Origin of the sequence: Kribbella sp. DT2, from assembly GCF_049844575.1 — a bacterium.
In the GTDB taxonomy this organism is placed as follows: Bacteria; Actinomycetota; Actinomycetes; order Propionibacteriales; family Kribbellaceae; genus Kribbella.
In genome coordinates this window covers 91,578-109,518 of record NZ_JBNCLH010000007.1, presented here as the reverse complement: position 1 = coordinate 109,518, position 17,941 = coordinate 91,578, and the positions used below count along the sequence as shown (strand labels likewise).

The 17,941-nt window shown below is 69.4% G+C and carries 18 protein-coding genes; 6 read left to right on the top strand and 12 right to left on the bottom strand.

The annotated features are described in order from the left end of the window. Positions 1 to 87: 87 nt before the first annotated feature. The 9 genes from ACLQ2O_RS28065 to ACLQ2O_RS28025 form a co-directional block, all read right to left on the bottom strand. Entirely contained in the window at positions 88 to 1,278 is a 1,191-nt protein-coding gene (locus ACLQ2O_RS28065; protein ID WP_425836797.1) for an MFS transporter, read from the bottom strand. After that, entirely contained in the window at positions 1,275 to 1,910 is a 636-nt protein-coding gene (locus tag ACLQ2O_RS28060; protein WP_425836794.1) for a GntR family transcriptional regulator, read from the bottom strand. The genes ACLQ2O_RS28065 and ACLQ2O_RS28060 overlap by 4 nt, the downstream gene beginning before the upstream one ends. A 75-nt stretch (positions 1,911 to 1,985) precedes the next feature. Beyond that, complete coding sequence (locus ACLQ2O_RS28055; protein ID WP_425836791.1) at positions 1,986 to 3,005, bottom strand: LacI family DNA-binding transcriptional regulator; 1,020 nt, start codon at positions 3,003 to 3,005, stop codon at positions 1,986 to 1,988. A gap of 48 nt (positions 3,006 to 3,053) precedes the next feature. Next, positions 3,054 to 3,929 carry a carbohydrate ABC transporter permease gene (locus ACLQ2O_RS28050; RefSeq protein WP_425836788.1) on the bottom strand — a complete coding sequence of 292 codons (876 nt, stop codon included), beginning with the start codon at positions 3,927 to 3,929 and terminating at the stop codon, positions 3,054 to 3,056. Next, the gene (locus tag ACLQ2O_RS28045; protein ID WP_425836785.1) at positions 3,926 to 4,837 is read right to left on the bottom strand and encodes a carbohydrate ABC transporter permease; all 912 of its coding nucleotides are present in this window, start codon (positions 4,835 to 4,837) and stop codon (positions 3,926 to 3,928) included. The genes ACLQ2O_RS28050 and ACLQ2O_RS28045 overlap by 4 nt, the downstream gene beginning before the upstream one ends. Beyond that, positions 4,834 to 6,090: an ABC transporter substrate-binding protein gene (locus tag ACLQ2O_RS28040; RefSeq protein ID WP_425836783.1), complete on the bottom strand. Its 1,257-nt coding sequence runs from the start codon at positions 6,088 to 6,090 to the stop codon at positions 4,834 to 4,836. Before ACLQ2O_RS28040 ends, ACLQ2O_RS28045 begins: the two co-directional genes overlap by 4 nt. Before the next feature lie 30 nt (positions 6,091 to 6,120). After that, positions 6,121 to 7,590 carry a sulfatase-like hydrolase/transferase gene (locus ACLQ2O_RS28035; RefSeq protein ID WP_425836780.1) on the bottom strand — a complete coding sequence of 490 codons (1,470 nt, stop codon included), beginning with the start codon at positions 7,588 to 7,590 and terminating at the stop codon, positions 6,121 to 6,123. 149 nt (positions 7,591 to 7,739) lie between these two features. After that, positions 7,740 to 8,345 carry an MBL fold metallo-hydrolase gene (locus ACLQ2O_RS28030; protein WP_425836777.1) on the bottom strand — a complete coding sequence of 202 codons (606 nt, stop codon included), beginning with the start codon at positions 8,343 to 8,345 and terminating at the stop codon, positions 7,740 to 7,742. Beyond that, on the bottom strand, positions 8,345 to 9,439 hold the full coding sequence (locus ACLQ2O_RS28025; RefSeq protein WP_425836775.1) for an S-(hydroxymethyl)mycothiol dehydrogenase: 1,095 nt from the start codon (positions 9,437 to 9,439) through the stop codon (positions 8,345 to 8,347). The genes ACLQ2O_RS28030 and ACLQ2O_RS28025 overlap by 1 nt, the downstream gene beginning before the upstream one ends. Before the next feature lie 151 nt (positions 9,440 to 9,590). On the opposite strand from ACLQ2O_RS28025, the gene ACLQ2O_RS28020 reads away from it, so the two are divergent. The 4 genes from ACLQ2O_RS28020 (at position 9,591) to ACLQ2O_RS28005 (ending at position 13,305) form a co-directional block, all read left to right on the top strand. Beyond that, on the top strand, positions 9,591 to 10,469 hold the full coding sequence (locus tag ACLQ2O_RS28020) for an ABC transporter ATP-binding protein (RefSeq protein WP_425836772.1): 879 nt from the start codon (positions 9,591 to 9,593) through the stop codon (positions 10,467 to 10,469). Further along, on the top strand, positions 10,466 to 11,290 hold the full coding sequence (locus ACLQ2O_RS28015; protein ID WP_425836769.1) for an ABC transporter permease: 825 nt from the start codon (positions 10,466 to 10,468) through the stop codon (positions 11,288 to 11,290). Before ACLQ2O_RS28020 ends, ACLQ2O_RS28015 begins: the two co-directional genes overlap by 4 nt. A 40-nt stretch (positions 11,291 to 11,330) precedes the next feature. Continuing rightward, a complete protein-coding gene (locus ACLQ2O_RS28010; RefSeq protein ID WP_425836766.1) occupies positions 11,331 to 12,551 on the top strand; it encodes a sensor histidine kinase in 1,221 nt (406 codons plus the stop codon). Between the two features lie 106 nt (positions 12,552 to 12,657). Beyond that, complete coding sequence (locus tag ACLQ2O_RS28005) at positions 12,658 to 13,305, top strand: response regulator transcription factor (RefSeq protein ID WP_425836764.1); 648 nt, start codon at positions 12,658 to 12,660, stop codon at positions 13,303 to 13,305. A 96-nt stretch (positions 13,306 to 13,401) separates the two neighbouring features. On the opposite strand, the gene ACLQ2O_RS28000 is transcribed toward ACLQ2O_RS28005, so the two are convergent. After that, a complete protein-coding gene (locus ACLQ2O_RS28000; protein WP_425836761.1) occupies positions 13,402 to 14,238 on the bottom strand; it encodes an isoprenyl transferase in 837 nt (278 codons plus the stop codon). A gap of 190 nt (positions 14,239 to 14,428) precedes the next feature. Between ACLQ2O_RS28000 and ACLQ2O_RS27995 the strand changes: the two genes are divergently transcribed. Both ACLQ2O_RS27995 and ACLQ2O_RS27990 read left to right on the top strand, forming a co-directional pair. Then, positions 14,429 to 15,034 (top strand): hypothetical protein, encoded by a 606-nt coding sequence (locus ACLQ2O_RS27995; protein WP_425836759.1) that lies wholly within the window; start codon positions 14,429 to 14,431, stop codon positions 15,032 to 15,034. A gap of 284 nt (positions 15,035 to 15,318) precedes the next feature. After that, positions 15,319 to 16,008, top strand: a complete 690-nt coding sequence (locus ACLQ2O_RS27990) for a hypothetical protein (RefSeq protein ID WP_425836756.1) — start codon at positions 15,319 to 15,321, stop codon at positions 16,006 to 16,008. Between the two features lie 134 nt (positions 16,009 to 16,142). Here ACLQ2O_RS27990 and recO read toward each other — a convergent pair whose 3' ends face one another. Continuing rightward, positions 16,143 to 16,910: a DNA repair protein RecO gene (gene recO, locus ACLQ2O_RS27985; protein ID WP_425836753.1), complete on the bottom strand. Its 768-nt coding sequence runs from the start codon at positions 16,908 to 16,910 to the stop codon at positions 16,143 to 16,145. Between the two features lie 29 nt (positions 16,911 to 16,939). Then, positions 16,940 to 17,941, bottom strand: a 1,002-nt coding sequence (locus ACLQ2O_RS27980; RefSeq protein WP_425836751.1) for an SDR family oxidoreductase, incomplete at its 5' end; no start/stop codon positions are given.

Here is a 17,941-nt window from a genome sequence, read left to right as displayed (position 1 = left end):
CAAACACGTCCCTTCGATCTCAGAGCCGCCACAACAGCAACTCCTCAACCATGGTCCCAGCCGACCGCGACAGCAGCGACCGGATTTTCACGCCGGCAGGTGCCGGCGTGACGACGCGAGCACCACCGCCGTACAGGCCAGCGTCACCAGAGCCACAACACCCAGCAGCACGACGTACGGCGCCAGCCCAGCTACGGCAGCGAGCACAGTCGGCAGTAGGAAGCCTGTGTACGCAGCGGCGTAGTACACCCCGGTCAGCCCAGCCAGGTCGGCTCCGCCGCTCAAGGCGGCGATCCGCTGGATCTCCAGCAGCCCGGAGACCACCGCGATCCCGTACGCCGCCCCCAGCAGCACCCCGTCGAGCAGGCCGAGCCACGGCGAGCCCACGTCGGCCACCACGGCGCTGAGGCCGACCCCGGCCGACATGAGCACCATCGCGACGACGATGGCTCGCGCTGTCGACACGGAGTCGAGTCTCTTGGCCAGCGGCTGCACCAGCGCCCCCGTGCCGAGGGTGCAGACCGTGAGCAGGGTGGCGTAGGCCAGTCCCCAGTTGCCGAGCCGATCGCCGACGAGCTGCGGCGTCACGGCGTACGCGATGCCGGCCGAGCCGAAGACCCACGGCGCCATCGGCAGCACCACGCGCAGGAAGCGGCGGTGCGCGACGGCCGGGACCTTCAGCAACGACCAGAGCGACCCGGCTGCCGGCGCGGTCCGACTCTCAGGCACCGCACGCAGCAGGGACAGCGCAGCCAGTGCCAGCACGACATGCACGACGTACGGCGTCACCGTCGGGTGCGGCCCCCACTGAGCCAGTACGCCGGCCACTCCGGCCCCCAGCCCGAAGCCAAGAGTCAGCCCCATCGCAGCACGCCGCGCACCGGCGCTGACATCGGCCGCAGGATCGAACGGCGGCTGCGAGAGCTCCTTGACCCAGCTGGTGCCGACGGCCATCGCGATGCCCACGGCAACCCCGGTGAGCAGCCGCCCGCCGTACAGCGCCCAGGTCTGCCCAACCATCAGGAACAGGCTGGACACCACCGAGAGTGCCGTCCCCACCAACATCAGCGGCTTCCGGCCGTGCCGGTCCGACAGCGCGCCGGCGACGAGCAACCCGGGGACCAGACCGACGACGTACGTCCCCAGGAACAGGTCGACCTCAACAGTCGAGTAGCCGCCCGTACGCCGGTACAGCAGGAGCAGCGGCGTGAACTGGTTGCCACCCCAGCCGCAGCAGAACATCGCGAAGACGGCCGGCAGCCACGTGCGGCGGTTCATGACCGATGGTGGCGGTCCAGGTGGTCCGCAAGAGCACGGGCGAAGCCGTCAGGGTCCCGCCGCTCGACGTGGTCGGCCAATGCGCGGTGCTCCACCAGGAGTTCGTCGAGGCGGTTCGCCCGCGGTCTGGTGACGTGGAGGCTCATCCGCCGTTGCCGCTCGGCCAGCGACCGGTAGAACCGGATCGCGAGCGCGTTGCCGGAGGCTTCGACGAAGTTGGTGTGGAAGGCGTCGTCGGCCACCGCGAACCCGTCCGGGTCCTTGGCGGCCGCGCACCGCGTCTGCTCGGCCAGTGCCCGCGTCCACCCCTCCGTGGCCGCGGTCATCAGCTCCTCGCGCCCCACCAGACGGCGTACGGCGGCCGTCTCCAGCGCCTCCCGGAGGTCGAGCACGTCCTCGAGCTCGGTCGGCGACACCGGTACGACGACGGCGCCGCGCTTGGGGACGAGCCGCAGGAGCTGCTCGGCCTCCAGCCGCAGGAACGCCTCGCGCACCGGGGTCCGGCTGATCGACAGGTCCTGCGCGATCTCGCCCTCGCTGGTCAGCTGTCCACCGGCGAGCGCGCCGCTGAGGATCAGCTCCTTGGTGTGCCGGTAGGCGCGATCACCCGCCGGGCTCTTCTCGTCGGCCACAGCCTCAATCTACCGCATAGATGCATGCATAGATGCAAGGCGTCCGCAGTGACGCCTTGCGCACTGCGCAACCGCTCAGCCGCCGGAGCTTTCCCGCACGACGAGCTGGAACGCCGCCTGCTGCTCGCCCACGTCGTACGCCGTACCGGCCGCGGCCGCCTCGAACTGCGCCTGCAGCGACTCCACCGCCAGCCGCGCGATCGCCGACCGGTCCGGCGAGATCGTGGACAGCGTCGGCGTCGCCGTACGCCCGTACGGAATGTCGTCGAAGCCGACCACGGCAACGTCCTCAGGCACCCGGAACCCCCGCGTCCGCAGCGCCCGGACGACGCCCAGTGCCACCCAGTCGGTCACGCAGAACACCGCGTCCGGCGGATCGCCCGCGTGCTCGGTGAGCAGCGCGGCCATCTGCTGCTCGCCCTCCTCGCCCAGGTTGTTCCGGACCGGCTTGATCAGGCTGTCGTCGATCGGCAGCCCGGCGGCCTTCAGCGCGAGCCGGTAGCCGACCAGCCGCGGATGCTTCCGGTCGCCCGGGCTCGACCCGATCATCGCGATCCGCCGCCGCCCGAGCTCGGCCAGGTGCGTGACCGCCGCCGCCGCGGCCGTGACGTTGTCGATGGCAACATGCTGCGCGGCGCCCTGGTAGTTGCGGTCGCCGAGCATCACCAGCGGCGTCCGGTCGGTCCGCCTGCGCAGCTCCGCCGGGCCGACCGCGGTCGAGCTGAGGATCAGCCCGTCGATGCGCTGCGGGAACCGCCCGGCCAACGCGTCACGCTCGACCGCGAGGTCGCCGCCGGTCTGCTGGATCAGCACCACCCAGCCGTGCCGCGCCGCGGCCTGCAGGACCTGCCCGGCGAGCGCCGCGAAGTACGGCATGTCCAGCTGCGGTACGACGAGCGCGATCAGCCCGGCCCGGCCGAGCGCGAGGTTGCGCGCCGACAGGTTCGGCCGGTACCCGATCTCGTCGATCGCGGCCTGCACCCGCGCCCGGGTCTCGGCCGACACGTGCTGGAAGTCGTTGATCACGTTGGACACGGTCTTCATCGACACCCCGGCCCGGGCCGCGACGTCGGCCAGCCGTGGTCTGCTCGTCACGCGCCCCACCCTCCACCCATCACGTCCGTCAGGCTACCGGCCGGCACCTCACTTGAGCCCGGACGTCGCGACACCCTCGACGATCCGTCGCTGGAACAGCACGAACGCCACCAGCACCGGCACCATCGTGACCAGGCTCATCGCGAACATCTGTCCCCACTCGGACTGCCCGGACGAGTCCAGGAACGTCCGCAGTGCCAGCGGCACGGTCAGCTTGTCCGGGTCGGAGAGGTAGATCAGCGCGGTGAAGAAGTCGTTGTAGCTCCAGATGAACGAGAAGATCGCCGTCGTCACCAGCGCCGGGCGCAGCAGCGGCAGCACGATCCGCAGGTAGATCTGGAACACCCCGCACCCGTCGATCCGGGCCGCCTCGTCCAGCTCGCGCGGCAGGCCGCGGATGAACTGCACCATCAAGAAGATGAAGAACGCCTCGGTGCCGAGGAACTTCGGCACCACCAGCGGCAGGTAGGTGTCGATCCAGTCGAGGTCGCGAAAGATCGAGTACTGCGCGATCAGCGTGACGTGCTGCGGCAGCATGATCGTGCCGAGCATCAGCCCGAACAGCAGCCGCCGCCCGACGAAAGACAGCCGCGCGAACGCGTACGCCGCCAGCGAGCACGACAGCACGTTGCCGACGATCGTCAGCACGCAGATCAGCAACGAGTTGAACAGGTACAGCGAGAACGGCTTGCCCGTTCCCGACCACCCGTTGACGTAGTTGTCAAGGCTCGGCGACGTCGGCAGCACCGACGACGAGCCGAAGATTTCGGAGTTCGGCTCGAACGAGCTGCTCAGCATCCAGATCAGCGGGTAGAGCATCACCAGCCCGACCAGGATGATCACCGCGTGCGCGACCGTACGGCGCGACAGCAGCCCGGCCGGCCGGTTCGGCGCCGAGGCCCTGCCAGGTACGGAGCTGCTCATCGGGCCTCCCGGTCGTCGGCGTAGAAGACCCAGCGCCGGCTCATCGCGAAGTTGGCCGCGGTGAAACCGGCGATGATCAGCAGCAGCACCCAGGCCATCGCGGCCGCGTAGCCCATCTCGAAGCTGCCGAACGCCTTCTGGTACAGGTACAACGTGTAGAACAAGGTGGAGTCGGACGGTCCGCCGCTGCCACCGGAGATGATGAACGCCGGCGTGAACGCCTGGAACGCGCCGATGATCTGCAGCACCAGGTTGAAGAACACGATCGGCGACAGCAGCGGCAACGTGATGTGGAAGAACCGCCGCACCCGCCCGGCGCCGTCGACCTCGGCCGCTTCCAGGACGTCGGCCGGGATCTGCCGCAGCCCGGCCAGGAAGATCACCATCGGCGCCCCGAACTGCCAGACCCGCAGCAGCACCAGCGTGAACAGCGACGTGTCCGGCGACGAGATCCAGCCGGGCCCGTCCAGGCCGACCAGCCCGAGCACCTGGTTCACCAGTCCGTCCGCGCCGAAGATCTGCCGCCACAGGATCGCGATCGCGACACTGCCGCCGAGCAGGCTCGGCACGTAGTACACGGCCCGGTAGAACGACACCGCGCGCAGACCTTGGTTCAGTACGACGGCAACCGCCAGCGCGAACACCAGCTCCAGCGGCACCGACAGCAGCACGTACGTGAAGGTGACCACGAGCGAGTGCTGGAACCGGTCGTCGGAGAACATCCGCTCGTAGTTCGCGAGCCCCTCCCACACCGGCGGACTGAGCAGGCTGTAGTCGGTGAACGAGTAGTACAGCGACAGCACCATCGGCACGAGGGTCAGGCCGACCAGCCCGACCAGCCACGGCGCGAGGAACGCGTACGCCGGAAGGCTCTCCCGCAGCCGGCCGCGCAGGGTGCCGCTGATCATGCGCCGAGGACCCGCGCCGACTCCGCGACGAACTTGTCCGCGGCGGCCTTCGGGTCGGTCTTGCCGAACCCGATGTCCTGGTTGAGCCGGCTGAACACGCTGTTCAGCTCGCCGTACCCCTTGGGCCACGGCTGCGGCGACGGGCCGACCTGCTGCTCGATCTTCTCGACGTACGCGATCGCCTGACCGGCCGGCGTCCTGGGCTGCGCGGCGAGCAGGTCGCGCGACTTCTTTGACGGCGGTACGCCGAGCGTCAGCCCGATCGCCTTGACCGCGCGCTCGTCGTTGACCAGGAAGTCGATCAGCTGGGCGGCGGCGTCGGGGTTCTTGGTCTCGGCCGACACCGACCAGAAGTCGAGCGCCTTGACGAACTGCCCACGCAGCGACCCTGCCGTCCGGCCCGGTACGGCGCCGACCGCCAGCTCGGCGTTCTTGACCAGCGGCTGGTAGAACGTCAACTGCTGCACCCAGCCGAACTCGACCGGTGCCGCGCCCTTGGACAGCTGCGAGGTCTCGAACGACCCGCCCTCGGCGGAGACGTCCGCGGCCGGAGCCGCCTTGGCCTTGCGCAGGTCGTCCCAGTACGCGAACCAGCCCTCGATGACCTCCTTGCCAGCGGCAAGCTTGCGGTCGCCGAACACCTCGGATCCGTACTCGCGGGACCAGACCTCGAAGATCTGGATGTTGCCGCCGACATCGGTCGTCCCGTACTTGCCCGGCCCGGCGTCGGCCGCGAAGTCCTTGGCGAACGTCGCGAAGCTGTCCCAGCTCCAGGTCGCGGGCAGCTTGCCGCCGCGGGACTCGACCAGCGCGGGGTTGCGGAACGTCGCGTGCGTGATCGACGACTGGCCGATGCCCATCAGCTTGCCGTCGATCTTGCCGCTGTCCGCGACGTCCTGGTCGAGGGCGTCGAGCTTGATCTCCTTGCCCGTGAGGTCGAGCAGCGCCTTCCGCTGCGCGTACTCGGCGAAGTACGTCATCGACATCCGCAGGACGTCCGGGCCCTTGCGGCCGGCGGTCTGCGTGGCCAGCTTGTCCCAGTAGTCGGCGAACGCGGCGCGTTCGGTGCTGACCGTCAGACCGGAGTCCTTCAGCGCGGCATCCATCGCCTTGTGCACGGGGTCGCCGCCGTACCAGGCGACGCGCAGCCCGTCCGACGAGCCTTCGTCGCTGCCGCCGCAGCCGGGGAGAGTCAGTGCCGCCGCGGTCGCGGCGCCGAACCCGAGAAAGGTCCGGCGGGTGAGTCCTGTCATGGTGCGCCTCCAGGTCAGCGCGAACGGGTTTTACGCCCAGCGCCAGTTGTGCTTGACGGTTTTGGGGGTGTACGCCCCTGCCGGCAGGTCGTCGGCGACGCGGATCAGCCAGCGCAGCAAGGCGGCCTGGAGCGCGTCGTGGACGGCGTGGTGGGCGGGGTCGTCGGCCAGGTCGGCCAGTTCGGCCGGATCGGCGCTCAGGTCGTACAGGCGGTGCTGACCGCGGTCGTCGACGATCAGCTTGTGGTTGCCGCTGACAAGCATCCGTTCGCCGCCGCTCTGGGTGACGGAGTTCAGCTCGTCGTAGTTGCGTCCCGGGTACGGGAAGTGCAGCGGCGGGCGGTCGTGCTCGTCGTACGAGACACCGCCGTACCCGAGCTCGGCGTAGATGCTGCCGAACTCGGCCTCGGGGCCGGTCTCGCCCGCGAGCAGCGGCGCGAGACTGCGGCCTTGGACGCCGGGCGGGATCTCCGCGCCGACCAGCTCGCAGAGCGTCGGGAACAGATCGACCATCGAGACCAGCTCGTCGCGCGGACCGGCCGAGATGCCAGGACCGCTGACCACGAACGGGATCCGCATCAGGAAGTCGGACATACCCGCACCCTTGCGTTGCAGGCCGTACTCCCCCACGTAGTCGCCGTGGTCGCTGACGAACACCACGATCGTGTCGTCCAGCCGGTCGCCGAGCTGGTCCAGCAGCCGCGCGATCTGGTCGTCGATCAGGCGCAGCATGCCGAGGTAGTTGGCGCGGTAGCGCCGCCAGGCGTCGTCGTACCCGGGCCTCTTGGTCGTTGTCAGCTCGTGCAGCCAGCGGTAACGCCAGCCCAGGTCGGGGATCGACTCGGGACCGGCGAGTCGCTCGGGCACGTCCTCCTCGGCGAACAGGCTGAAGTACGGCTCGGGCACCTGGTACGGGTTGTGCGGCTCGGGGAACGAGACCCACAGGAAGAACGGGTCGTCCTCGCTGGTCGCTTGCAACGCGTCGATCGCCCCGTCGACGATCCGGTACGGCAGCTGCGCCTCGACCGGGTACGGCGTGGGCTCGTCGGCGACGCCATGGTCGAGCTCGTGCAGCCACTGGTCGAACGCGGCGTCGGTCTCGCTGACCTCCGGACCGCGGTCGTGCATGAACGGGCCGTGGTAGGTGTCGAAGTCCTGCTCGGACCGGTGCATGTGCGGCTTGCCCGAGAAGTGCAGCGAGTAACCCGCCGCCCGCAGTACGTCGAGCAGGTCCTCGGAGTAGTAGGCGTGCTCGGCATTGCTGTTCTGCCGGACGTGGTGCGCGGTCGGGAAGCGGCCGGTGAGCAGGCTCGTCCGCGCCGGCACGCACGCCGGGTAGCTCGTGTAGGCGCGACCGAACGCGGCGCCCGCGGCCGCGACCTGGTCCAGGCGCGGCATCGTGTCCAGGCTCAGCCCGGAGCCGGCGGTCCAGTGCCGACGGGTCAGGCCGGCCCGGTGCTGGTCGGTCATCAGCAGCAGGATGTTCGGGCGGGTGGGCATCCTCGACAGTCCCCTCTCGGCGGTGGCTTGCGAGGGACCTTACAGCGCTGTAAATTGTGTGTCCAGAGGGCTGTGGCCCCATGGAACGGGCAGACGAAAGACCGGCCCTGCAGTTGCCGTGAGCAACTACAGGGCCGGTCTTCGGGTGCTTACGCGACCGTGGTCAGCTCCGCCGCGATCGTGGTGGTGTCACCGTGGCCGGTGTGCACGACCGTGCTCTCCGGCAGGGTGAGCAGCCGCTCGCGGATCGACTTCAGGATCGTCGGCTTGTCGCTGTACGACCGGCCGGTCGCGCCCGGACCACCCTGGAAGAGCGTGTCGCCGGTGAAGACGGCGTCCAGGTCGGCGGCGTACAGGCAGGTCGAGCCGGGGCTGTGGCCCGGGGTCGCCACGGCCTTGAGCGTCGTACCGGCGACGTCGAAGGTCGTGCCCTCCTTCAGGTCGTGGTCCGGCAGGTCGTCGTACAGGGCGGACCAGAGCATCTGATCCGCGGAGCTGATCCAGACCGGGCACTTCAGCACGGCCTGGACGCCGCCGACGGCGTTGATGTGGTCGTTGTGCCCGTGCGTGGCGACCAGCCCGACCACTCGCCGGTCCCCCACCGCCTGCACGATCCGCTCGGCGTCGTGCGCGGCGTCGATCACCAGCACCTCGTGGTCGTCGCCGACCAGCCAGATGTTGTTGTCGACGTCCCACGTCCCGCCGTCCAGGCTGAACGTTCCGGACGTAACGAGCCGCTCGATTCTCGCCGCCATCAGAAGACCACTACCGAGCGCAGCACGTCGCCGTGGTGCATCTTCGCGAACGCGGCCTCGACCTCATCCAGCGCGATCGTCTCCGACACGAACCGGTCGAGCGGCAGCCGGCCCTGCAGGTGCAGGTCGATCAGCAGCGGGAAGTCGCGGCTCGGCAGGCAGTCGCCGTACCAGCTGGACTTGAGCGAACCACCGCGGCCGAAGAAGTCGAGCAGCGGCATCTCGAGCTGCATCTCGGGCGTCGGTACGCCGACCAGCACGACCGTTCCGGCCAGGTCGCGGGCGTAGAACGCCTGCTTCCAGGTCTCCGGACGGCCGACCGCGTCGATCACGACGTCCGCGCCGAACCCGCCGGTCAGCTCCTGGACCGCCTCGACGACCCCGTCGTGGTCCAGGCCCTTGGAGTTGATCGTGTGCGTCGCGCCGAGTTCCTGCGCGACGTCGAGCTTGCGCTGGTCGATGTCGAGCGCGATCACCTTCGCCGCACCCGCCAGCCGGGCGCCGACGACGGCCGCCGTACCGACGCCGCCGCAGCCGATCACCGCGACGGTGTCACCGCGGCCGACGGTGCCGGTGTTGACCGCGGCACCGATACCAGCCATCACGCCGCAGCCGAGCAGCCCGGCGACCTCGGCCTTCGCGGCCGGGTCGACCTTCGTGCACTGACCGGCCGCGACCAGGGTCTTCTCCGCGAACGCGCCGATACCGAGCGCGGGCGACAGCTCGGTGCCGTCGGCCAGCGTCATCTTCTGCTTCGCGTTGTGGGTGTTGAAGCAGTACCACGGGCGGCCGCGCAGGCAGGCCCGGCAGCTGCCGCAAACCGCGCGCCAGTTCAGGACGACGAAGTCGCCCGGCGCGACATCGGTGACACCCTCGCCGACGCTCTCCACGATCCCGGCCGCCTCGTGGCCGAGCAGGAACGGGAACTCGTCGTTGATCCCACCCTCCCGGTAGTGCAGGTCGGTGTGGCAGACGCCACATGCCTGGACCTGCACCACCGCCTCGCCCGGACCGGGATCGGGGATCGTGATCTGCTCGATCGTGACCGGGGCACCTTTGCTCAGGGCTACGACTCCACGCACTGTCTGACTCATGGGCCCGACGCTAACCAACGCGGGCTGCTCCCGTCAGCCCCCGTCCGCGCGTCGGGCCGGGGATTTTCGGCGTCCTGTCCACCGGATGGGGGACAGCAGGTACGTCGTACGGGTCTCATCGGGCAGGCACCTGAGCGGCCAGGCTGGAGCCATGACCGACAACGACTTGGCAGTGCGGGTCCGCGGACTCGTCAAGCGGTACCCGGACAAGGTCGCCGTCGCGGGCGTCGACCTGGACATCCGGCACGGCGAGGTGTTCGCCCTGCTCGGCCCGAACGGCGCCGGCAAGACGACGACCACGGAGATCCTGGAGGGGTACCGCCGGGCCGACGAGGGCGACGTACAGGTCCTCGGCATCGATCCGGCGCACGCGGACCGGCACTGGCGGGCCCGCGTCGGGATCGTGGCGCAGTCGTCGCGCGACGAGGCCGAGCTGTCGGTCGCCGAGCTGGTCGAGCACTTCGCCCGCTACTACCCGAACCCGCGCGACCCCGCCGAGGTGATCGCGTCGGTCGGGCTGCAGGAGAAGGCCAAGACCCGGACCCGGAAACTGTCCGGCGGTCAGCGCCGGCGACTCGACGTCGCGCTCGGCGTGATCGGCAACCCGGACCTGCTGTTCCTCGACGAGCCGACCACCGGCTTCGACCCCGAGGCGCGGCGCCAGTTCTGGACCCTGATCGAGAACCTGCGCACCAGCGGGACCACGATCCTGCTCACCACCCACTACCTGGACGAGGCCGAGCACCTGGCCGACCGGGTCGGCGTGATCGCCGACGGGCGGATGCTCGAGGTCGCGACCCCGGACACGCTCGGCGGTCGCGGCGCCCGGACCGCGCGGGTCTCGTGGCTGGACGCCGACGGCGCGCACGAGCTCCGCACCGACGAGCCGACCGCGGAGGTCGCGCGGCTGATGGCCCGGTTCGGCGGCGAGGTGCCCGAGCTGCAGGTCCGCCGGCCGAGCCTCGAAGACATCTACCTGGACCTGATCGGCGCCGTACAGCCGGCCGCCCTCGAAGGAGCAACCCGATGAGCACCACCGCCCCGAGCCGGCCGCTGCCGTCCGTCGTACAGGTCGGGCTTTCCAGGACCGGGCTGGAGGTGAAGCAGTTCTTCCGCGAGAAGGAGCAGCTGATCTTCACCTTCTTCTTCCCGATCATCTTCCTCGCCATCTTCTCGGCCGTCTTCAGCGGGACCGACTTCGCCGACGGCGTCGACGCCGCGACGTACTTCACGCCCGGGATGATCGCCTCGGGCATCTTCCTGACCAGTTTCCAGTCGCTGGCGATCACGATCGCGATGGAACGCGACGAGGACCTGCTCAAACGCCTGCGCGGTACGCCGATGTCGCCGCAGTCGTACTTCATCGGCAAGATCGGGCTGGTCCTGGTCACCTCGATCGCCCAGTTCGGGCTGCTGCTGGCGATCGCCGGCCTGCTGCTCGGCGTGGACATCCCGTCGTCGCCCGACCGGTGGCTGAACTTCCTGTGGATCTTCGTGCTCGGTACGGCGTCCGGCTCGGTGCTGGGGATCGCGTTCTCCGTCGTACCGAAGTCGGGCAAGGCGGCCTCGGCCGTGGTCACCCCGGTCGTCCTGCTGCTGCAGTTCATCTCCGGCGTCTACTTCGTCTACAGCAGCCTGCCGGCCTGGATGCGCTCCGTGTCCGAGGTGTTCCCGCTCAAGTGGCTCGCCCAGGGCATGCGGTCGGTGTTCCTGCCGGACGGCTTCGAGGCGTCCGAGCCCGGCGGCTCGTGGCAGCTCGGCACCGGCGCGATCGTGCTCTCGGTCTGGCTCGTGGTCGGCCTCGTCGTCGCCCAGCGCGTGTTCCGCTGGACCCGCCGGGACGCGGGCTGAAATGCTCCGGTCACGCCCGTCGTGGGTGAAGATGGACGGTATGGAACTCGGCAGCGGGCCCTATGCGGAGCCGGTCTGGACCAGGACGTTGCTGGCCTGGCACATCGTGTTCTGGGCGCTGCTCACTGTCACCGCCGTCGTCTCCCTCCTCCCGAACGAGCTGACCGGCCGCGAGCACGTCGTCCTGCTGGCACTGCTCGCGGTCCTCGGTACGGCGTACGCGCTGATCGGCAGCCCCGCGATGACAACGCGACGGCGGCCGCCGTCGCACGGCTACCGGGTGATCGCGATCCTGTGCGTCGCCGCGGTGGTGGCGATCTACCCGCAGGCCGTGTTCCTGATGTTCATCGCGTCACCGCAGATCTGGCTGCTCGCCGACCGCGCACGCGACGGCGTGCTGTTCAGCCTGCTGCTGCTGGTCGGCGTCGGGACCGGCCAGCTGTACGGCGCCGGCTGGACGCTCAGCGCGTTCTGGAACATCCTGCCCTGGATGATCATCAGCCTGGTCGTCAGCATGCTGCTGGGCATCTGGATCGACCGGGTGATCGCGCAGAGCCAGCAGCGCGCCGACCTGATCGAGGAACTGGAGTCGACCCGCGACGAACTGGCCGGCGCGCACCACTCGGCCGGCGTGATGGCCGAGCGGGAACGGATGGCGCGGGAGATCCACGACACCTTGGCGCAGGGCATGACCAGCATCGTGATGCTCGCGCAGACCGCGTCGGTCGAGCTCTCCCGCGGCGGCGCCACGGCGGTGGCCGGCCGGTTGAGCGCGATCGAGGACACGGCACGGGAGAACCTGGCCGAGGCGCGAGCCCTCGTGGCCGCGTTCACCCCGGTCGCGTTGTCGGAGGCAACGTTGACCGAGGTGCTGCGGCGCCAGGCCGAACGGTTCGCCGCCGAGACCGGCGTCGACGTACAGGTGACGCTGGACATGCCTGATGACGAGGTCGCGTCCCTGCCGCAGGGCCAGCAGGTGGTGCTGCTGCGGGCGGCGCAGGAGTCGCTGGCGAACGTCCGCAAGCACGCGGGGGCCACGTCGGTGCTGATCACGCTGACGATGTCGGCGGACGGGGTGGGGATCTCGGTGTCCGACGACGGGACGGGCTTCGAGCCGTCGGCGGCTGCCGCCGGGTACGGGCTCGCCGCGATGCGCGGGCGGGTCGAGGAGTCCGGGGGCAGCGTGCAGGTGGAGAGCGCCCCGGGGCGTGGGACGCGGGTGCAGGTGCTCATTCCTTCGGCCGGCCAGGAGAGTTCGTGACCGTGCTGGTGGTCGGCGGGTCAGGAGGACCCGAGACCGTGCCGGTGGTCGGCGGGTCAGGAGGACCCGAGACCGTGCTCATCGTTCCTAAGACTCAGGAGTATTCGTGACCGTGCGGGTCCTGGTGGTCGACGACCACCCCATCGTGCGCTCCGGGCTGACCGGCATGCTCGCCGTCACCGAGGACATCGAGGTGGTCGGCGAGGCCGGCGACGGCGAGGAAGCACTCGCACTCGTCGAGGCGACCCGGCCGGACGTCGTACTGATGGACCTGCGGATGCCACGCCGCGACGGGGTCTCGGCGACCGGCGCGATCGTGTCGGGCTACCCGACGACGAAGGTCCTGGTGCTGACGACGTACGACACGGACACCGACATCCTGCACGCCGTCGAGGCCGGGGCCGCCGGGTACCTGCTGAAGGACACCCCGCACGCCGAACTGCTCGACGGGATCCGCGCCGCTTCACGCGGCGAAACCGTCCTCGCACCGCCGGTCGCCGCGCGGTTGATGTCCCGGCTCCGTACGCCGGCGCCCGCGCCCGCCGTACAGCCGTCACCTCGGGAGCTCCAGGTCCTCGCCGCGGTCGCCCGCGGCCTGAGCAACGCGGAGATCGGCCGGGAGCTCTTCATCGGCGAGGCCACCGTGAAGACGCACCTGCAGCGCCTGTTCACCAAGCTCGACGTCGACGACCGCACCCACGCGGTGACGGTCGCGATCGAGCGGGGCTTGTTGCCCTCACCCCGCAACCGCTGAGGTCTAGGCCGTGTCTTTTAGTTCCCGCCGTAGCGAGCAGGTGCTCCGAGGTGCCGTGCCGAGTGCCGCGCAGTAGGCGGGAATAGGAGACACGCCCTAGCCCGGCGTCTGCCCAGGGACCTCGTTCGGGATCGCCCCGCCGTACCGGCGGTCGCGCTGCGCGTAGATCTCGATCGCCCGCCACAGGTCCCGCCGGTCGAAGTCGGGCCAGAGCGTGTCCAGGAACACCATCTCGGCGTACGCCAGCTGCCAGACCAGGAAGTTCGACGTGCGCTGCTCCCCCGACGACCGCACGAACAGGTCCACCTCCGGCACCTCCGGGTGGTAGAGGTGCCGGGCGATCGTCTTCTCCGTGATCCGGTCCGGCCGAAGCTTGCCCGCGGCAACCTCGTGCGCGATCGCCTTCATGGCGTCGGTGATCTCCGCCTGCCCGCCGTAGTTCACGCAGAACTGCAGCGTGATCACGTCGTTGTCCTTGGTCCGCTCCCGCGCGTCCTCGAGCTCGTCGATCACGCTCTTCCACAACCGCGGCCGGCGCCCCGACCACACGACCCGCACCCCCATCGCGTCCAGCTCGTCGCGCCGCCGCCGGATCACCTCCCGGTTGAACCCCATCAGGAACCGGATCTCCTCAGGCGACCGGCTCCAGTTCTCGGTCGAGAACGCGTACACCGAGACGTACTTCACCCCGATCTCGATCCCACCCTTGATCACGTCCAGCAGCGAGGCCTCCCCCGCCTTGTGCCCCTCGGTCCGCGCCAGTCCCCGCTGCTTGGCCCACCGCCCGTTCCCGTCCATCACGATCGCGACGTGCCGAGGCACCAGCTCCCCCGGCACCCCCGGCACCCGAGCCCCCGAAGGATGCGGCTCCGGAGCCACCACTTCCCCCCGACGCACGCTCTCCACAACCCGACGACGACCCAGTGGCGACATACCTGCGATTTTCCCCCATCCGCCTGGAGCGCCCGCCACCAACCCCGCCCCCTTACTTGAACCGGCGACTTCCCGCCAGCCCCCACCCCCGCAACAACCTGCAACCTGTGGATAACCCCAACCACCAACACACCCCGTATGAAACCCTTGCACTGTCCGCAACCCCCGTTCACTCAGGAGCCGTCCCCGCATGACCCGCCGAGTCACCACCGCAGCCGCAGCCCTGTGCCTAGCCACCCTGGCCGCCGCCTGCACCAACTCCCCCGAAGCGGGCCGCCCGGACACCACCCCGCCCAGCAGCACGCCAACCACCGCGAGCCCCGGTACGCCGTCAGCACCCCGATGGACCGAGGAGGAGCAGTCGGCCATCAACGCCGCCAAGGTGCGGTACGCAAGCGCGCGGCGAGCCGTTGATGCGACCCTCCACGACCCACGGAAGTCGGACCGTGCAGCGCTGACAAGAGCAGGCAACGGTGGCACATGGCTGATCGATGTGCTCGGCGAGATCAAGTTCCAGCGGGAGAACGGCTGGTATCAGACAGGATTCGTGCAGATCGGCTCTACCTCGGTCGAATCGGTCAAGTTGACACTGGAGCAGCCTGAGGTTCGGCTGACCGCCTGTATCGACAGCTCGAAAGTGACCACCAACCTTCAGTCCACACGCAAACCGATTCCCGACACCGGCAACGACGGCGACCGTCACATGGCCAAGGCGAAATTGGTCTTTGCGAAAGCGCTCAACGAGAAGAGCAAGGCCTGGTTCCTCGTCGAAGAGAAGGGAGGTGGCGCATGCTGAAGCGACTGGCCGTGGCGGCGTTGGCCATCTGCCTCTCAAGCCTGATGATTCCGTCGGCAGCCCTGGCCGATCCACCCGGCTACGTCACGAAGTGTTCGTCGATCACCCGCAAATGCATAACCGTCCTCTCATCGACTATCCCCGTACCCGGCGGTAGCAACGAGGAGACGACAAAGCCGGTCAAGAAGGCGACGAAACCCGTCTGCAACTTCGGCGGGAGACCCCAGACTTGCACCTCCGAGCTTGGCAACTGGTCCAACACTCATCAGTGCTACCTGCAGCGAATGAATCCTCCGCCGCCGTACGACGACCCGATCTGGACAGGAAAGGATCCGACCAAGGGAGGAGTCTGGGCTTGTCTGCGGGAGCAGGGTTACGACGAGGGGCGTCACCTGGTCACCCGGTTCGTGTGGATCGAGGGTGAGCCCGATATCGAGGTCGTCGATCCGTTGACCCTCGTTTACCGGGCAATCGCCGAGATGAAGCTCGGGAAGCCGCAAGTCGGTACCACCCCAGGCGCCGGTCAGATCGGGCTCGTCAACATGCCGGTCTGGTTGTGGGTGACCAAGTCCGAGAACACCTGGGGCCCCATCACTCGCTCCGCCAGCGTGCCTGGCCTCACGGTGAACGTGAAGGCCCAGGTCAACGCCGTCGACTGGTCCCTCGGCGACGGCAAGACCCTTCGCTGCGAGACCTCCGGTACGCCGTACGACAAGTCCTTCGGCATCAAGGACTCCCCCGACTGCGGCCACCGCTACCTGAAGACCTCCCGCGACCAACCGAGCTGCAAGTACGACGTCACCGCCACCACCCACTGGGACATCACCTGGGAAAGCACCCTGGGTGACACCGGCCAGATCCCGATGACGCAGTCAGCAGCAACCCAGCTGCAGATCGGCGAGGCGGTACCAGTACTGGTCGATCCGGACGGGTCGGAGACGACTCCGAGCACGCCGAAGGTCGGAGCTTGTTGATCGGTGCGGGTCGCTAGCTCCTGGCTTGCGCAGGATCCACGTTGCTGGTCACCGGCTGCGGGCAATCCAGCCCGGAAATACCTCTCACGACGTGCATGGCAGTAAGTGCTGTTGGGACAGCCGTCGTCGGCCGATCAACTGCTTTCTGCAAGTGGGAGCTTGGGCTCGGGTCCCGTTGACAGGTCCAAATGCCGGAGGGAGCGGAGGCGGTCCAGGTGCCAGGCTACGAAGGCAGCTACTAGCGTGTCGGCTTCTCGGCGGGTTCTGGGGTCGGTGCGTTCTGCGGTGGGCCAGTCGCCGGTGAGGAGGGCGGCGAGGAGCGTGATGGTGGCGGGGGCGGGCATGGCGGAGGCGGGTGGGCGGCAGGAGCTGCAGACCACGCCGCCGGCCGCGGGGTTGAAGGCTCGGTGGGGGCCTGGTTCGCCGCACTTGGCGCAGTCGCCGAAGGAGGGGGCGTAGCCGGAGATGGCCAGAGAGCGGAGGAGGAAGGAGTCGAGGATGAGGCGGGGTTCTCGTTCGCCGTTCGAGAGGACGCGCAGGGCTCCGGCCAGCAGGAGGTGTTGCTGGGTGGCTGGTTCTTTTTCCTCTACCACCAGGCGGTCGACGGTTTCCAGGAGGACCGTGCCGGTGGTGTAGCGGGCGTAGTCGCTGACGATGCCTTCGCCGTACGCCGCGATCGAGACGGCCTGGGTGACCACGTCGAGGGTGCGGCCGGTGGCGAGCTGGAGGTCGACGTGGCTGAAGGGTTCCAGGCGGGCGCCCCAGCGGGACGTCGTACGGCGGACGCCCTTGGCGACGGCGCGAATCTTGCCGTGCTGGCGGGTCAGGAGCGTGGCGATGCGGTCGGCTTCGCCCAGTTTCTGGGTTCGGAGCACGATGGCTTCGTCACGGTAGAGCGGCACGGGGACAGTGTCTCAAACAGCTCCGACAGTCAGAGCGTCGCGACGTACTCGGTCAGGCCGGTGGGCTTGCGGCCGGTGAGCTGCTCGACCGCGGGGCTGACGGTGCCGAGCTCGCCGCTGGCGATCGCGGCGTACGACGTGACCCAGCCGGCGACCTCCCAAGCGGGGGCGCCGAAGCGTTCGCGCGAGCGGTAGGCCTCGTCGAGGGTCTCCGGCTCGTACCGGATCTTGCGGCCGTGGGTCTCGCTGAGGAGGGCCGCGGCTTCGGTGAGGGTGAAGGCGGTCGGGCCGGTGAGGTCGTACGTCGTACCGGTGTGTGCCGCGGGGTCGAGCAGGACCTGCGTGGCGACTGCGGCGACGTCGTCGCGCAGTACGGCGGCGACGCGGCCGTCGCCAGCCGGGCCGCGGATGGTGTCGTCCTCGCCGACGAAGCCGGGGACGAAGTCGAGGTACAGGTTGTCGCGGAGGAAGGTGAAGTCGACGCCGGTCGAGCGGAGGTGCTGCTCGGTGTGCCAGTGGTCGCGGGCGAAGGTGAACGTCGCGTTCGGTGCTGCGCCGACGAAGGAGGTGTAGACGATGTGCTGTACGCCGGCGGCGACGGCCGCGTCGATCGTTGCCTTGTGCAAGGAGACGCGGTCGGCGGACTCGGTGGCGCTGAGCAGGAGCAGCGTGTGGACGCCGTCGAGCGCGTCGAGGAGGGCGTCGTGCTCGCCATAGGCCGCTTGGGCTACTTCGGCGTTTCGCAGCTCGGGGGCTCTCGCCGGGTCCCGGACCAGCAGGCGCTGGCGTACGCCGGCGTCGGCCAGTTGGCGGGCGACCTTGGAGCCGAGCTTGCCGGTGGACCCGGTGACGGCGATCAGTGGTTGCTCGCCGCTGAGGGCGCCGGGCGCGTCGCTGGAGGTGCTCGCCGCGGCGGCGCCAGTTGGAGCAGAGGGGTTGGCGCCGGGAGTGGGCGCGCCGGAGGCGGGCGCACCGGAGCTGGATGCGCCGGGGGCGGACGCACCGGAGGTGGACGCACCGGAGGTGGGACC